Origin of the sequence: Ruficoccus sp. ZRK36, from assembly GCF_019603315.1 — a bacterium.
Taxonomy (GTDB): domain Bacteria; phylum Verrucomicrobiota; class Verrucomicrobiia; order Opitutales; family Cerasicoccaceae; genus Ruficoccus.
The window spans coordinates 2,411,721-2,426,805 of record NZ_CP080649.1; the positions used below are offsets into that span (position 1 = coordinate 2,411,721).

Annotated in this window: 15 protein-coding genes; 2 read left to right on the forward strand and 13 right to left on the reverse strand. The window is 61.9% G+C overall.

All coding sequences use genetic code 11. From position 1 onward, the window contains the following. Positions 1-20 precede the first annotated feature (20 nt). Positions 21-500: a cytidine/deoxycytidylate deaminase family protein gene (locus tag K0V07_RS10640; RefSeq protein ID WP_220621369.1), complete on the reverse strand. Its 480-nt coding sequence runs from the start codon at positions 498-500 to the stop codon at positions 21-23. Positions 501-546: 46 nt separating this feature from the next. On the opposite strand from K0V07_RS10640, the gene K0V07_RS10645 reads away from it, so the two are divergent. Together K0V07_RS10645 and K0V07_RS10650 are read left to right on the forward strand one after the other, a co-directional pair. Then, a complete protein-coding gene (locus tag K0V07_RS10645; RefSeq protein WP_220621370.1) occupies positions 547-1,395 on the forward strand; it encodes a rhomboid family intramembrane serine protease in 849 nt (282 codons plus the stop codon). Positions 1,396-1,484: 89 nt separating this feature from the next. Then, complete coding sequence (locus K0V07_RS10650) at positions 1,485-2,279, forward strand: AsmA family protein (RefSeq protein ID WP_220621371.1); 795 nt, start codon at positions 1,485-1,487, stop codon at positions 2,277-2,279. Between the two features lie 231 nt (positions 2,280-2,510). On the opposite strand, the gene K0V07_RS10655 is transcribed toward K0V07_RS10650, so the two are convergent. From K0V07_RS10655 to K0V07_RS10710, 12 genes are all read right to left on the reverse strand, one after another. Further along, positions 2,511-3,464 carry a hypothetical protein gene (locus K0V07_RS10655; RefSeq protein ID WP_220621372.1) on the reverse strand — a complete coding sequence of 318 codons (954 nt, stop codon included), beginning with the start codon at positions 3,462-3,464 and terminating at the stop codon, positions 2,511-2,513. Between the two features lie 104 nt (positions 3,465-3,568). Continuing rightward, complete coding sequence (locus K0V07_RS10660; RefSeq protein ID WP_220621373.1) at positions 3,569-4,291, reverse strand: outer membrane lipoprotein-sorting protein; 723 nt, start codon at positions 4,289-4,291, stop codon at positions 3,569-3,571. Between the two features lie 170 nt (positions 4,292-4,461). Then, entirely contained in the window at positions 4,462-4,869 is a 408-nt protein-coding gene (locus K0V07_RS10665; RefSeq protein WP_220621374.1) for a hypothetical protein, read from the reverse strand. 9 nt (positions 4,870-4,878) lie between these two features. Next, positions 4,879-5,451, reverse strand: a complete 573-nt coding sequence (locus tag K0V07_RS10670) for a hypothetical protein (protein WP_220621375.1) — start codon at positions 5,449-5,451, stop codon at positions 4,879-4,881. Between the two features lie 16 nt (positions 5,452-5,467). After that, positions 5,468-8,512 carry a hypothetical protein gene (locus K0V07_RS10675; protein ID WP_220621376.1) on the reverse strand — a complete coding sequence of 1,015 codons (3,045 nt, stop codon included), beginning with the start codon at positions 8,510-8,512 and terminating at the stop codon, positions 5,468-5,470. A 31-nt stretch (positions 8,513-8,543) separates the two neighbouring features. Further along, entirely contained in the window at positions 8,544-9,005 is a 462-nt protein-coding gene (locus tag K0V07_RS10680) for a hypothetical protein (protein ID WP_220621377.1), read from the reverse strand. Positions 9,006-9,066: 61 nt separating this feature from the next. Further along, complete coding sequence (locus tag K0V07_RS10685; RefSeq protein WP_220621378.1) at positions 9,067-10,008, reverse strand: hypothetical protein; 942 nt, start codon at positions 10,006-10,008, stop codon at positions 9,067-9,069. Between the two features lie 38 nt (positions 10,009-10,046). Next, entirely contained in the window at positions 10,047-10,586 is a 540-nt protein-coding gene (locus K0V07_RS10690; protein WP_220621379.1) for a DUF2190 family protein, read from the reverse strand. A gap of 86 nt (positions 10,587-10,672) precedes the next feature. Then, entirely contained in the window at positions 10,673-11,782 is a 1,110-nt protein-coding gene (locus K0V07_RS10695; RefSeq protein ID WP_220621380.1) for a phage protease, read from the reverse strand. 63 nt (positions 11,783-11,845) lie between these two features. After that, complete coding sequence (locus K0V07_RS10700) at positions 11,846-13,063, reverse strand: DUF935 family protein (protein ID WP_220621381.1); 1,218 nt, start codon at positions 13,061-13,063, stop codon at positions 11,846-11,848. A 45-nt stretch (positions 13,064-13,108) separates the two neighbouring features. Then, positions 13,109-14,497 carry a terminase family protein gene (locus K0V07_RS10705; RefSeq protein WP_220621382.1) on the reverse strand — a complete coding sequence of 463 codons (1,389 nt, stop codon included), beginning with the start codon at positions 14,495-14,497 and terminating at the stop codon, positions 13,109-13,111. Next, positions 14,494-15,072, reverse strand: coding sequence for a hypothetical protein (locus K0V07_RS10710; protein ID WP_220621383.1), 579 nt, complete (start codon positions 15,070-15,072; stop codon positions 14,494-14,496). Before K0V07_RS10710 ends, K0V07_RS10705 begins: the two co-directional genes overlap by 4 nt. Positions 15,073-15,085: the final 13 nt, after the last annotated feature.

Sequence of the window (15,085 nt, forward strand, 5' to 3'; positions counted from 1 at the left end):
GGGGCGCGGGGTGGTCAGGGTCAAAGTTTAATCACCTCGACACCGGCCTCTTGCAGAAGTTCAAGCGCGATGGGATCGTTGCGGTAGTCGTCGAGGTATTTGACGACCTTGATCCCGGCGGCGCAGAGGATCTTGGCGCAGTTGATACAGGGGAAATGGGTGATGTAGGCGGTGGCTCCGTCCAGATTGACGCCGCGGCGCGCGGCATCGGCGATGGCATTCTGCTCAGCGTGGACGGTGCCCTGCTCGTGGCTGTCACGGATGCGGGACAGGTGCGGCGAGCCGGGGAGGAAGCCATTGTAACCGGCCGCGATCAGGCGGTTTTTATGCTCGTTATCCGAGACGATGACACAGCCCACATGGAGGCGCTCGCAGGGGGAGCGTGAGGCCATGAGGATGCTCATGGCGGCAAAGTATTCGTCCCAGGAGGGTCGTTTCGCCCAGCCGTTGACCAACTTCTTGAGCTCGTCGATCTGGCTGGAGAATTGCGCAGTTTCCATGGGGTATAAGCTTGAGCCTGCGCCCCGGTGCCGCAACCCTAAAGGCGTGCACGAATCCGTCCCCGAAGGGCTGGCCGTGGTCGGCGAGTATACGAGCTTTGGCGAGGCCAACGAGCGTGCTCTGGTCGTGCTCTCGATGGGGTTATCCTACCGCATGCTCCATCTGGGCGGGTACTACCTGCTGTGTGTGGACGACCCCCATGCGCCTGCCGTGGCCGAGCAGTTGGTGCGGTTTGAGAGGGACAATGCCAACTGGCCGCCCTCGCAGGGCGCAGAAAAAGCCCCGCCCGTGCGGCATGCGGCTGTGGGGCTGTGGATTTACGGTATCACCCTGAGCGTGTGCTTCGCAGCCGCGTGGCTATGGCCCATGCTGAAAGTCTGGGGCGCGAACAGCTCGCAGGCGGTAATGGGGCAGGGGGAGGTTTGGCGCTGCTTCACGGCGCTGCTGCTGCATGCCGATATCGCTCATCTGGCGGGCAATCTCGTCTCTGGCGTGTGCCTGATCTGGCTCGTCGTGCAGGTCTACGGTAACCGTGTGGGCTGGCTGCTGACGGTGCTCAGTGGCGTGCTGGGTAACGCCTTCTGCGCGTGGCTCTACCGGGCGGAGGCATATCGCTCGCTGGGGGCCTCGACGGCGATATTTGGAGCGCTGGGGCTGCTGGTGGGGCACGCGATGGCGGTGGGCTTCAGTCCCGCCGGGTGGAAGCGCCTGCGCTCGCGTCTGGTGCCGCTGGCGGCAGGGCTAACCGTGCTGGTGATGACCGGGACCACGGGTGAGAACACGGACATCCTCGCGCACGTGGCAGGGTTTGGCGCGGGGACGGTTCTGGGCCTGGCGGCCAGCCTGTGGAGCCGTTTGCGGGGTAAGAAAAGCACCTCATCCCCGGTATCCTAACGGCCTCGGGTCGATGCCTTAATTGGCTTTCCAGCCTTGCGTTGTGGGCGAGGGTACACATCCTTAAACCCATCTTAATCTAATCTGTTATGATCAAAAAAATTCTCCTGACTCTTCTCGCCCTTTTCATCATCGCCTGTGTGGTGCTTTACTTCTTCCTGGACAGCATCGTCAGCTCCTCCGTCAAGTCCGCCATTAACACCTACGGCCCGAAGGCCACGCAGACGGCCGTCAGCGTGGAAACGGTTGGCATCTCAGTGTTTTCCGGTAACGCCCTGATCGCTGACCTCAAGGTCGGCAACCCCGATAACTTCCAGCCCCCGGCCAACGCCTTTAGCCTCGGGGAAATCAGCGTGGACATCGAGCCCAGCTCCGTGATGAGCGATACGATCGTGATCAACGAAATCGTGATCAAGGAAGCGGAGTTTAACTACATCACGAAGACCTTTACCTCCAGCAACCTGCAGACGATTCTGGACAACGTAAAGGACTTCTCCGGTAAGGCTGATGACACCACTCAGGCACCTGCGCAGGCACCCGCCACCGAGCCCGACGCAGCTCCCAAGAGCAGCAAGAAGTTTGTCATCCACAAGGTGACTGTCGAGGGGGCCACCGCCAACGCCACCGTGCTGGGGCAGTCTGTGAAGGTTAAAATCCCGGACATCCACCTCAACAACGAGAGCGAGACGGGTATCACCCCGGCAGCCGTGGTGGACAAGGTGCTCTCCGACGTCCTCGTGGCCATCATCGATCAGGTATCCAAGCAGGTCGAAGAGATCGCCAAGGACCCGGCAGGGGCCGGGCTGAACATCATCAAGGGTGCGACCGATACCGGTGACGACGCGGTTGATGATGCCGTGAACGCGGTCAAGAACCTGTTCTAGTATTCAGCACACAGAACCTTTTAATACTGGCGGCCTCCACATCGGGGGCCGCTTTTTTATGGATAGGCATTGGGCGTTCGCAGGTCGCTAAAGCCCTACGGGTTCATTACTGATAAGCAATCAGACTGTGCGAGAGCAGGCAGGTCCCCTCTGGTCCCTCCGGTGTCGCATTACCAGAACACGCACGTGGGTGTTCTCTTCGAGAGCGGCTGAGTGCCTGGCCGCTTAAAGCTAGCGGCGGATACCGAGCGTGCGATCCACCTCGGTGACCGACTCGTCGCGGGGCATGGGCTTGGCGTCGATGATAGCCGTGATCTCAGTGGTGGACATGATGCGGCGCGGCGTGAAGGCGTCCTGCTCGGACGGGTCCGCGATGAAGACAATCTTCATCTCGGTTTTCTGGTGCAGCGGGTAGACGGGGCCCTCCTGCGGCAGCCAGTTCTCGGAGAGGAATAATACGTCACCCTTGATGAGGCGAAGATTTTTCTGCTCGGGCAGTTTAACCCGCGAGATGCTGATCTCGCTCAGTAAATGCAAACTGGGGGTGCCCTCGTAGTCGTCCGCGTCGATCAGGGTGACCGTGCCCTCCAGGTACTTGGGGTCGGTCTGCAGGGTCATGTCGAAGTTGAAGTCCTCGGAGGCGAGATCGGCGTTGATGGGCCAGCTTTCGCCGACGGAGACGGGAGCCTCGGGAGCAAAGATATCCTCGTCGGTGATGGAGTTATCGCGCAGGGCGATAATCTGGTTGAGGAAGCTGACTGCCTCGGGGGAGAGCTTCTCTCCATCGGCGGTGGTGTAAATCTTTTCGCGCAGCTTGAGCTTGGCGGAGAAAACCGTGCCGGGTGCGAGCAGTTGCTGCGCCTCACCACCGTTTTTACTGCCAGTAAACTCGATCACCGTGAAGCGCTCCTCGGTGGCCTTACCGGTGGCGTTGTTCTTGATGACCGATACATTTGCCTCAAAGACGGTATGAGAGCTGGTGCGGTCGGAGCCGACGATCGTCCCTTTCTGGGTGATGATCGTGCTGGATGAGGTGGTGCGATCATCTCTGAACCAATAGCTGTCACCGGTACGCTTGGGCGAGAACAGCCGAGGCGTGATGGTATCGGCAGCCTGGACGGCTGCAGCGATGGTCAGAGCGAAGATGGGCAGAGAGTGCCGGAGGATAGAAGAGAGGCGATGCATGGCGAAGTGTCCTACGATTCGGGAAAACCTTTAGGCACTTTATTCGCCGGGTCAAGGGCTGGGTTCCGGTCTTTATCCCCGCTGTTTAAGGGTCAAACCGTGCCTCAATCAGGTTTTTTAAAATAGTAATCAAAGACCCCGGTGTTGGGGGAGATCGTCTCCCACTGCAGGGTCTGAGAGTGTCCGCTGCTGAGCTGGGTCTCGACCAAATAGGGGAGGAGCACGCCGTTCACCGTCCGCCAGTCAGCGTAGGTGCTGCGCGAGTAGCGGGTCGTGCCCCCGTTTCCATCGGGCAGAAATACCTCTCGCTGGATCGGTAGCAAGCTCTCCTCAGATAGATAATAAAGTTCGAAGCCGGATGTGTCTGGGCGCGTGATCTTGATCACGTAGGTAGCACTGCCATCAACATCCTGGGCAGGAGCCAGGCGATAAGTGTAGGGGGTGTCACGATAGTGGACGAGTGGGTCAATGATATCGGATTCGCGCACGATGTCACTCTGCTCGTCCCCCTCCAGCTTTATACAGTCTCCCTTGTGGTTGTTGATGCTTTTGGAGAACCAGCAGGTTTTGCCGTCATAGCCGAGTGTGAGCTTGGTCACATCATGATCCATGACGATGCGGATCTTATCGGGATACTTTTGTACGATGATGACATCGGCGATATGTTCGCCGTCCTTGGTCAAATCTCCTTCGCTCCTCAGGCTTACCAAATCTTTGATCGCGTATAGGCCCCCGCGGGCCTCGATATGGCGATCAAGGATATCTTTCAGCTCGGGGTCGTTAATACCGGCACGAGCATGGCCCGAGACAAATAGCAAAACAGGCAAAACGAGTACAAGGAGGGCAGAACGCATCATTTCAATATCGGCGTGAAAGAAGTATTATTTAAGGGGAAATATGCTAATGTTTTCAGCGGTTATTAATGCGTTACTCTCGTTTATACAGATGCAGTAAATCTATCTGTACGCACTGATGCTGTACACGCCAAAGTCGGCAATTACCCTTCAGAGTCCGAGGTAGAGGCGGGCGGAGATACCGACGAGGTGCCAGCGTTTCCCAGGAGCCCCGCGCCGAGCTGAAGGCCCTGCATGAGGGTCTGCGATCCGGCGTCAAACCCGCTCTGCCACATCTGGTAGCGGGCAGCGTCGGACTCGGCAGTCTTGTTGACGACGGCTTCGTCGGGATTGGCGACGATCTTCAGGCCAGTAATCTCGACAGTGCCGTCCGGATTGACCCTGGCGGACTCGATGGTGATGTCAGTTGCCTTTGGGCTGCTGTATTCCACCCAGTCACCACCGGCCACGCTGGCCGTTGTGGTGGCGGAGGCGGGCACGTTGTTGCAGCCGGTGAGGAGGGCAGCAGCGCCCAGGGCGAGCGCGAGGAGGGTGTGGTAATAAATTTTCATGAGGTTGTGTTATTTGAGTTTTGTGGTGCGGGGGCCGGCGTCCTCGAAGGCATTACCGGCCCAGGCCCAACGGTAAAAGTGCTGAAACATGCGCAGACCGAAGCGGTGCAGATGAGCGCGCCAACGCGGAAAACCGCCCGCCCGCAGCATACGGTAGTAGATGCCCCCTGCGGCCCAGATGGAGAGGTCGCGGGTGGAGAGTTTCCAGCCCATATCAGTCAGCTCATCCAGCGTGAAGGGGTGAGCAGAGCAGTCCCGCGCCGCGGCAGCTTGACTGAGCTTGCGAATGGCTTCTTTCGTAGCCACGAGCGCATGCGTGCCCTTATCCATGAGGTCATGGAGTCGGCCAGCCCCACGCAGCACGCCCTTGAAGCCATCGCCTGCGGGAGTGCTGGCGAAGTCCGTCAACTCACCGGGGTGTGCGTAAAAGATGACGCCGAGTTTGCCGTCGTAGAACGCGGTGAACTCCTGCGGTCGCCAGATGGCGTAGCTGGTGGAGGACTTTCCGCGTCGCCGCAGGCGCCGCCCCCAGCGCGGTTCTGCGCTGGGGACGGCCGGATCGGTGAGCCAGGTACTATTCATGGCTGTATGGCTTTTATTACCAGCCTTCGGCGTCGTAGATGGCCTTGACGGCGGCGGCGATGGCGTCCTTGCCGTACTGATTGGGGTGGATGCTGTCCTGTGTGGTGGCGTAGAGCGTGCCGGTGCCATCGTCCCAGATGATGTCACCGACCTTGAGGGTGGCGCTGTTCGGGATGATGCTGGTCGAGGTGCTGAAGCTGCTCGACACGATCCAGTAGTCGTACTGCACACTGGTCGGCGTCGGCACGCTGCTGACGAAGCCCTGGAAGTGGTCGGGCGAGTAGTTGGCGGCATTGATGATCGGGTCGTCCTCGGTCGAGCCGCTGTAGCGCCACGGGGTCACACGGTACTGGAGCGCAACCTGAAGCTGTGTCTGTCCGGGGAAACGCGGGTCCCACGTGTCACCCTCAGCGGTCAGGTCGTCGATCATCGTCTGCCATGCATCCACCACGTAGGCAGTCCCGAAGATACGGCGGGCGCCAGCGAGCAGGTCAACGTAGTAGTCCCCGAAGTCTGTCTGCCGCGAACGTGAAATGAGCAGTGAGCCCTCAGCACCGCCCGCCCCGGACTCGAATGTCATGTACGAGGCCGCAGGAGCGCAGGCGATAAAGACGATGTGCTTATCTGCGGTGCGCTGCCATTCGCGAGTCTCGGCGATAGCACCGAGGACGGCACCGACACGGTTCGGGCCATCATTAGCACCGACCTCGAAAATCCACGGGAGCACGTCGTACCCCTCTCCGCCGCGCGCATCGGTAATGACCTGCCCGAGCGTCTCAAAGGATTTGCGGCCACCGGCCCCACGGTTGTAAACCGTCCGGCCAAACAGCGTGGACATGGTATTGCCGAGCTGATACGCCAGCGAGTCGCCGTAGAGGACGATCGCGCCGCCGGTGGTCGGGCTTGCTGTGACTTCTGTGCCGACCGTCGGGAACTGCGCAGTCTCGGCGATGCTGGCCGCTACGGGCGATCCGTCCGCCGTCCATGTCAGATAGCGCCCATCGGCAGTAAAGGCCGGGCTGGTGTTCGCGGTACCGGCGATAGCGGAAATGTCCACGCTTGCGCCGTCCTCGGTCAGGCCGATTGTGCCGCCGCTGAGCGCGACCTGATATACCTTATCCTTGGCCGCTTGCAGATCGAGGCGCACGATGGTGCCCGCCGTCTGGCCGTGGGAAAACTCCAGCTCGTCGAGCCGGTTGGAGACGCTGAGCTGCACGCTTGCGCCGTCCGCGATAGAGGCGAGCGGAGCCATGGCAATGCGCCGCCATGTGCCGTCACCGTTCGAGACCATCCAGTCGCCCACCTCCAGATCGAGGCCGTTGACCGTGCCCGCCGTGCCGACGATGACATACTGGTTTTCGGGGTAGTATTTATGCGCGCGGATGTCGCTCACGCGGATGGCGGTCGCATCGGCAAACTCGGTATTCTGGATTTTGACCCGGACGGCAGCGGCAGTGACCGCCGTAGCGAGCCGGTGGATACTGGAAAACTGCCCGTCGCTGATGGTGATGCTGCTGTCCACGATCCGCGTGCCGGAAGTGTTCTGGAGGTCGGTCGTCGTTGAGGAGCTTCCCTCCGTCGTCTCCATGACCCCGCTGATCACGATGCGCTCGCCAACGGCCAGCGTAACCGCATCTGTGTCTTGGGTCATCTGGCCCGTCGATGTGCTTACCTTGGTGTTTTTCGCCCAAAAGCTGTGCGGGGTGTTGACGTAAATCTCCTCCATATTGGAGCCCCCGGAGGTTGACCAGCCAGAGGCTGCGAGCACGAGCTCACCCGGCATTGTGCCGGCCGAGGCGTCAAAGTTCGAATCGCGGCAGATGTAGTCACCGGCATCACCGGGGATGATCACCCACGCGATGTCATCGTCGCTGTCGGTCGGGGTGTGGCTGCGGTCCTCGACGTACACGAGGGTATCACCTACCGCTACCGCCGTAGCCGAACCACCGGGAGGCGTGAACGTACCAGCCACGCCGCAAATCCAGTACGCGCCGGGATAGACGACACCGGAGATGCTGGCATACCCGGCAGGGGGATTACCGGCGGAGGCATCCCAGAAGCCCTGAAACTCAAGCGCCTGCGAGAATACGCCCGGCTTGGCCCGGCGAGCCGTGATGGCGTAGCCGCTCTGGTTCGTGACCACAGCCGTCCGTGCCGGTATACCCGGCCCCCGCAGGGCATGCACGGGGTACTCGTTCAGGTACAGCCCGATGTCCTCGATAGAGGTCTCAACGTGGCTGAGCGGTTTGAACGCATTTAAATAGCGCGCGTCAGCTGTTTGCAGGTTGAGGGCGTCTGTGTCTGCGATGGCATCACCCACACCGGTCAGGCGATTGCCGTTAAAATCAACGCTGCCGCCGCTGGCAACTTCCAGCCCTGCGAAGCTGGGGCTGTCGCTTTCACCGAGGCCGAGGTTCTCGCGGGCTGCTGCCGTGTCGGTCAGCCCAGCCAGGTTTGCGTTTTGCTTCAGGTAGCGCGCGTCGGATTCGTCGCTGTTATAAAAAGTTTCCGTTTCGTTGTCCACCGGGGTGGAAGACTGGCTGAGGCCACCGCCCAGCACGCGAATCGGTCCGGCGCATACCGTGCGGGTGATGCCCGGATCGTCGTTGGTGACGACGCCAATCGTCAGCCAGCGGTCACCGGCTGCGATATTGCTTTCGGCGGAGCTGATCGAGATGAGCGCGTGGCAGTCATCCTGTTCGCCGCCTTCCCAATCAGTTAGGGACAGAGTGGCGTTGAGGTCAGCGGCGGAGAGCGTTTTACTGCGGATGGGGGTCAGCGTGATGTCCGGGCCGCGCAGGTCGTAGTTATCCGCGTCGTCGTCCTCGTCAAAGCGCGCTGCGAGCTCGTCGTCGAGCGGCTTGATTTCCAGGGTGACGGCTGAGATGTCGGAGATGTCCTGGAGCTCGCCCTCGTTGAAGAACGCGATCTCGAACTGCACGTCGTCCCCGGCACGGAATTTGGGCCGGTATCCGTCGTCGTCACGCAGGATGTCGGTGAACGATGTGAAGGTGAACAGGTCCGCCTGGATGCGGATGCGAGTTTTGGATAAAGTACTCATGGTATTTTTTTGTTTGAAAAGTGGAGTGGGATTAGAGGCCGTTCAGCTGGTCGCCACTGATGCGGTTGATACGCTTGCGGGTGACTTCGAGGCCGAACTGTGTGCGCACCTCGGGAGAGGGCGTCGGGGCGGTGGGGACGCGCACGGGCAGATCGCCGTCGCGGATGCGGTCGAGGATGTCGAGGGCTTCGTCGACAGCCTCTTCCTGCGACTCTGTCAGGACAAAGCCACGGATGAGGCCGGGGATCTCTGCCAGCGCGAGCTGGCAGGCTGTGCGCTTGAGCTCCGGCGGGATCAGCGTCTCATCCTCGGAGAGGACATTGGTCTCACAGCTTCGGATCTCGGTGCGGATGCGTGCGACCGTCTGCTCCAGGATCGCAGCCAGTGGGTCGGCGCTGCCCCCGCGATGGGGGCGGGTGTGGAGAGTCTCGATCTGCGCAGCGTTGAGGATGGTGCGCAGGTCAGACTCGGTGAGTGGTATCCAGTTTGTCATGACAGAACAATAATGATTGTGGAAGGGCGGGGGAGTGGCCGCCCGCCCTCCCGGTTGGTGGTTAGGAGGCGCTGAGCGCGAGCTTGCGGATGCCCAGCTCACTGGTGGCCATGACCGTGCTGTAGTGCTCGACGGTCAGGTCCGTGTACTTGGCGGATTCTTCCACGTAGACGCGGAAGCTGCCGCCGCCGTCCACCGGCGTGACGAAGCGCTTCAGGTTCGAGGGCTCGTCCTTCGTCACGGCGTTCTGCTCGTAGAAGGCGTAGACGGCGTTACCGATCAGGCCGCTCTTGTCGCTGGCGCTGCTCTGGTAGCGGGCACCGGCGATGCGCACGCCGTCGACGAACAGCTTGCGGGCGAGGCTCTGAGGGTCCAGGGCCAGCGAGCGGAAGGCCCCTGCGTTCTCCTGGCTCTCGTAGGCGTTCGCGCGCAGATCCCAGGCCGACTCGCCGAAGAGCAGGCGGTTCGGGCGCACACCGCTCTCGTCGGTGGCGTCGATGAGGGCGGCGCGGATATCGGCATCGGGGGAGGAGTCGTCGTCCCAGACGTTGCTGGTGGCGGTGGCGGCACTGTCGAGCGCGTTGATGGCGCGGCGCAGTTCGTTGCGAAGCAGGCGCTGGAGCAGGATCTGCACATAGCGCTCCTGCCAGTCGTCGCCGTAGACCTCGTCGTGGTCGATGCGCATGGTCAGGCCCTTGTTGAGGGTCTTGGCGTTGACGGTGTCGCCGCTGTACTCGACGCGTTTGAAGGCGCTGCCGATGGCGCGGACGTCATCCGTCTCGGAGAAAAACGCCTCGGCGTTGGTCGCACGCTTGAACTCGAAGCGTCGGCCGACAGACACACGCGGGGCGACGAACTCGAGCAGCTCGTCCAGGTTCTCGGGGTCTTTCCAGCCGACGGTGAAGGCCGTCAGCGGTTCGGAAAAATGAGCGGCGTTGAAGCGGCTCTCATTGGCTGCTGCGATCTCACCGGGATGGGTGGTATCAAGATTTTCGGTATTCATAAATGGGAATGATAGAGGGTGAATGGATGGGACTCGTGCTACATGAGCGGGAGCATGACGACCTTGTCCGGGGCTTTGCGCAGGATCGTCGTCAGGGTGGCGATATCCACCTCGCTGTCGCCGGAGAAGGACTCGGAGACGACGACCTTACGCGGTGCGCAGGGCTCGACTTCGATCACGGCATTGTTGCCGGTGGATGTCGTCAGCGCGCGGCCCACCTGGTAGTAAGTGCCAGCCGTGGTGGGCTGATTCTGGATCTTGCCGGCGTTGGCGGTGTAAACGTCCTGCCCAGCGGTGATGGCCTCAGAGGCGATCATCAGCACGGTAGACGCGGCGGTGGACAGCAGGTTGACGCTGACGAGCTCGCCCGGTTCACCCGTGTCGCAGACGACGCCCAGCGGGCTTTCATCGGCGTCGCAGAGGGCGACCGTGCTCGCCGTCGAGCCGGTTTTACCGATCAGGTAACGGGCCTCGATGGTGCTCTCAAGAGTGCGGGTGATAACCCCGGTGTGGGTGCCCTCTGCGGTGTTCGAGAACACCGGACGGGCGCGGAACAGTTTCTTAATGAAGTTGATCATGATAATGATGATTGGTGTTGGATGGAGGATCTCTCGGGGTCGGAGCCAGATATAGGCAGAGTGTCGTTGAAAATGGATACGTGTGATCAGATAAAGTTGAGCTGGTCGTAGAGCTCGGGGCGGTCGCGCTTCATCGCGCTCCATGCGGTGGTGAAGTCCTCGCCTGTGCTGTCAACGCGCTCGTTGACCAGAGCGAGGAAGTCGCGACGCTTGCGAACTAGCGGTGCGCGGCTGCCGAGTGCGCCGGTGCGTGGCTGCGTATGCAGCGCGAAGCGGGTGTTGCAGAGTTCGCGCAGACCGCCCTCGAAGTCCGCCTCCAGCCCGCTCTCCCAGCTTTCGCGCTCATGCGGGAGGATGCGCCCCCGCAGTAGGGCATGGTCGATCAGGAGCGAGATGCGCGCACGGCGTTCATTGGCGAAGTTTTCTTCCGCCTGATCGCGTGCCTTTTCGTGTTCGTTGGCCAGGCGGTAAAAACGCTCATTTTCGTTGCTCAGCTCCTCGCGGCCGGAGGACAGGTTTTCGCCTTCCTGCTCCCAGCGCCGGGCATTGTCGGCCATTTCAAGACAGGCGCTGCGCCAGTCGCCCTCGGGGTTGACGCCGAGCAGGTCGAGGATGTCCAGGGCCTCGACAGGGCGGGTGTCCTGTTCATTGAGGTTTGCTGTGTGGTTGGAGCTTTCGTCGGTGAATGTATCCGATGTTGGATACGCTGAGGAATTGGCAATGGCCTCGCCAGGGATGTTGGGTTGGTTGGTCAGGCCGATGGAGATGAGGCGCACGGGCTCGTAGAGATTGCCTTCGAGGTGGCGCATGCCCCAGCGCGGGGAGAGGAACTTGTAGAAAGCGTTGCCCAGCAGCTCCCGGCCGGCCTGAGACCAGCGGGGCAGGACGTAGAGCCCGTCGTCGCGGTCCTGCATGTCGGATATCCAGGCGTAGGCCCGTGTGTCGTCGTGCCCGCTCTGGCCCGCGAAGCCCGGATCGTCCGGGTGGCCGATGTAGACGGGTAGCCCTCCGAAGCGCCTTGCGAGCCGACCGCGCAGGGACTTGAAATACTCGCACATGGTGGCGGCGGCCTGACGGCTCAGGCGCTGGATGCCCCGCGGGTGCGGCCAGTCCCCGTAGTCAGCGAGCTTGAGCCAGCCGGTGGTGGCGTTTGCCCATTCCTGGGTGACGAGGGTGCAGATAGTGTCTTCTTTCATGGATACAAAAATCAGTTTTGTTGATAAGGTTTAGCGAAAGGTGCGTACTTCACAGATGCTCGCTCATGCCGCACTGAGCGGCTTGTCGCTCTTTCCCAAGAGGCGCCGGACGAACTGGTTGATGACCTTCGGAATCGCGGTGCTCAAAAGGTCGCGCGCGGTATCGAGCTCCTCGGCGGAGAGACCGCTCTCCTTGTGGCGGATAACCAGCCGCGCACGCGGTTGATCCGTTTTAAAGAGATAGCGCAGGACGGGGCGGTCCACCTGCGTATGGAGTGTGCCAGCGATGTGCGCGGCGTCCTCGCGCTCGATGAGGGCGGTCTCCTTACCCTGCAGCGAGATGCCAGCCCCGGAGTCGGCGACCGTGCCCATGCTGCTGCCGCGCCAGAGGGTGGCGATGGCCTTGTCCATGCGGTCCACGAGCGCGGGGTAGGGTAGCTCGCCGGTCCCGCGCAGGTCGATGGCCTCGATCTCGGTGCCGCTCGACATGAGTGCGTGGAACTCCGCTCCAAAGTCGCGGACGGCGTCGCGGGCGGCCTCCCACTCGGGGGTGCCGGGGGCGGCATCGGTCACACCGCGCACGCCGGGCATGCCGTTGCGCTCGCAGTACACGAGCCAGTCACGCAGTGGCAGATGCTTAAACAGATAGGCGATCGCGGTGGCCTCCATGAGTCCGTCACCGGTGGTGACGAGCCAGCCGTCCTGCTCCAGTTCTCGGCCCTCGGATGCCGTGTCACTCTCCAGAAAACGCAGGCGTCCGGTGCGGTTTTCCATGAACCACAGGGGCACGAAGCGGAACTGCGCGGTCAGGAGTGTGCCGGGCATCTCGGGCTGTCCTTCTTCAGTACGCATAGTATTGCGAACCGGCTGCCAGACGATTTCGTGCACCGCGTAGTGCTTGCCGACGGCGTCCATCATTTGACGTACGAGCAGGGAAAAGCCGCCCGACTCGTTCAGGTCACAGGCGTGGGCAGCAGTGAGCTGACGATAGAAAAATTCCAGCGCGGCCTTGTGCCGGGCGGCTTCCTCGGATGCGTCAAAGGTCTCAATGTCCCACCCAAAGCGACCGATGGCTTTCTTGCGCTTGGTGGCGACCGCCTTGACCAGGTCGTCGCGCTGCTCGATCGCCTCCCAGGCCAGGCTGGCCTGGCGCAGCTCTCCGGCATGAAAGGCATCAAGCATGCGGGTGAGTGTGTCCGGGTTGAGGTGCCGGATCGGGTTAAATCTGGCCCGGCGTGAGCTGCGGGCGCGGTCAGTAGGGATGAGGGAGGCGGTTTTCATGGACGGTTTTTTTTGTGTATTTAAATTTGGATACGTAGGTAGCACTCAGCGTGTGCCGGAGCGGGCGGAGCCGAGGGATTCGTAGTGGGCGGCAGCGGCAGGCTTGCGCCCGGCGTAGAGGGCCAGGGCGAGCGCCCAGAAGCGGTCGGCATGGCCGTTGGCGCCCCGTTCGGCGCAGAAGCGGATGTTCCCCGAGGCGGTGGCTTCTTTTTTCACGGCGCGCAGGTCGGCGCGGATGCGTTTGTCCGCGGGGATGCGCAGGGTGCGCCCTTCGAAGGCGCTGCGCACCGGGTAGGCGAGGGCTTCCTTGAGACCGGCGGTAAAGGTCAGCCCCTCGATGCGGTAGGCCCCATAGCGAGCGGTGGCGCGCTCGGCGAACTGCCGCCCGAGGCCGCTCTGGTCGATACAGGCGCGGCGCAGGGTGGGCAGGGACAGGAAGGCGTCGAGGACTTCCTCCTGCTGCGCGAACGGCGTGCGCTCCAGCGTGGTGACGTTGCGGGTGAAAAACAGGTCGTTGATACGCTCGACCAGCCAGAAGACGGACAAGTCGTGCTCGCGGCCAATGTCCACGCCCAGGTAGAGGTCGTGGGCGAGGGCCAGGTCGCGGCCTTGCCGGGGGGCTTCAGGGGTGATCTCCCAGCTGTCGCCGGGCTCATACTCACATTCGCTGATCATCTCCCAGGACAGAAACGCGCTCGTGTCATCAGCCGGGCGGCAGAGATACTCCTGCATAAAGCTCTCCTCGTCGGCGCAGGAGTGGCGGATAAAGTCGTAGTATTCGCCCTCGTCCATCTGACTGCGTGGGTCCTCAGGCGGGAGCTTCTCCTTGAGCTTCTTTAAAAAGCCCTGATCGAGCGCGTCCTGCAGGGTGACGCGGTGGTGCGAGAAGCCCTTCGGGTTGCCCTGCTCGGTGATCTCGCGGATCAGGCGGTTAAAGAAGTTATCCGAGCCGCGGTGGGTGGAAACGATCTCCAGCTGACCGCCCCAGGTGATCCCGGGGTAGGCGATGGCGTAGAGCTGACGCGGGTCCGGGTGGAGGGCGAACTCGTCGAGCAGGCGTGTGCCGCGCTTACCGGCCTGTGCGTCGGCATTGCTGGAGAGGCAGTGCAGGCGCCGGCCGTTGGCAAACTCCAGCACAAAGGCCGAGGCTTGCCCGCCGCTAATGACCTTCAGGCCCAGCTCAGTGGCTGCACACTGCAGGATGGAGGCGAAAGACTTCGCATCCTCCAGAAAGAGGCGGGCCTGTGCCTCGTCGCGGGAGGACACCCAGGCGTCGAGTCGGGCGTCCGAGCGGGACTGCTCGCGGACAAGCCGGTAGGCGCTGGTCCAGGACAGGCCGATCTGGCGCGATTTTTCCATGATCTTCAGCCGGGAATCGTCCTCGATCCACTTGCGCTGATAGGGCAGGAAAAAGGGTTGTTCGTGGGCGGTCATAGGAGTTTGAGCATGCGCTCGATCTCGTGAAGGGTTTCGGGGGTGAGGCTCAGGGGGCCGCTTTTGCGCTGAAGCTGCTCCAGCATCTTGTGCTTCTTTTCCTCGCGTTCGGCGCGCTCCTGCTCGTAGTCGCTGAGCTTGAGCTCGAGCGTCATGAGCTGGGTGTTTGAGGAGCTGAGCCGGTGGATGATCATGGCCAGCGTGTTAAACTCGGAGAGCTCGCTGGGCTTGGCCGTTGAGATGTGGTCGAAGAGCAACTGCCAGATTTGGACGAGCGAACCGCGGGCATTGGCATGGCCGGGGTTATACTCCTTCATGAGGGTGTTGGTCTGATCGCGGACCTGGCGCAGGCTGGCCAGGTGCCCATCGAAGGCCGTGGGGAAGCCCGCCTGGGAGGGGGCGGAGCCAGTGGCTCCACCCGCCTCTTTTTCGGGTTGCCGGTTTTCCATCGTCTGCCCGGATGTGGGGGCCGACTCGATGGGGCCGACCGGCATCGGCTTCTCACGACTGCTCTGGCTAGGCTTATGGCTCTCTGACTCCGTTTGACCGGAGAAAGTCTGTTTGGGGGTGCTCATCTTCTGGCGCGTT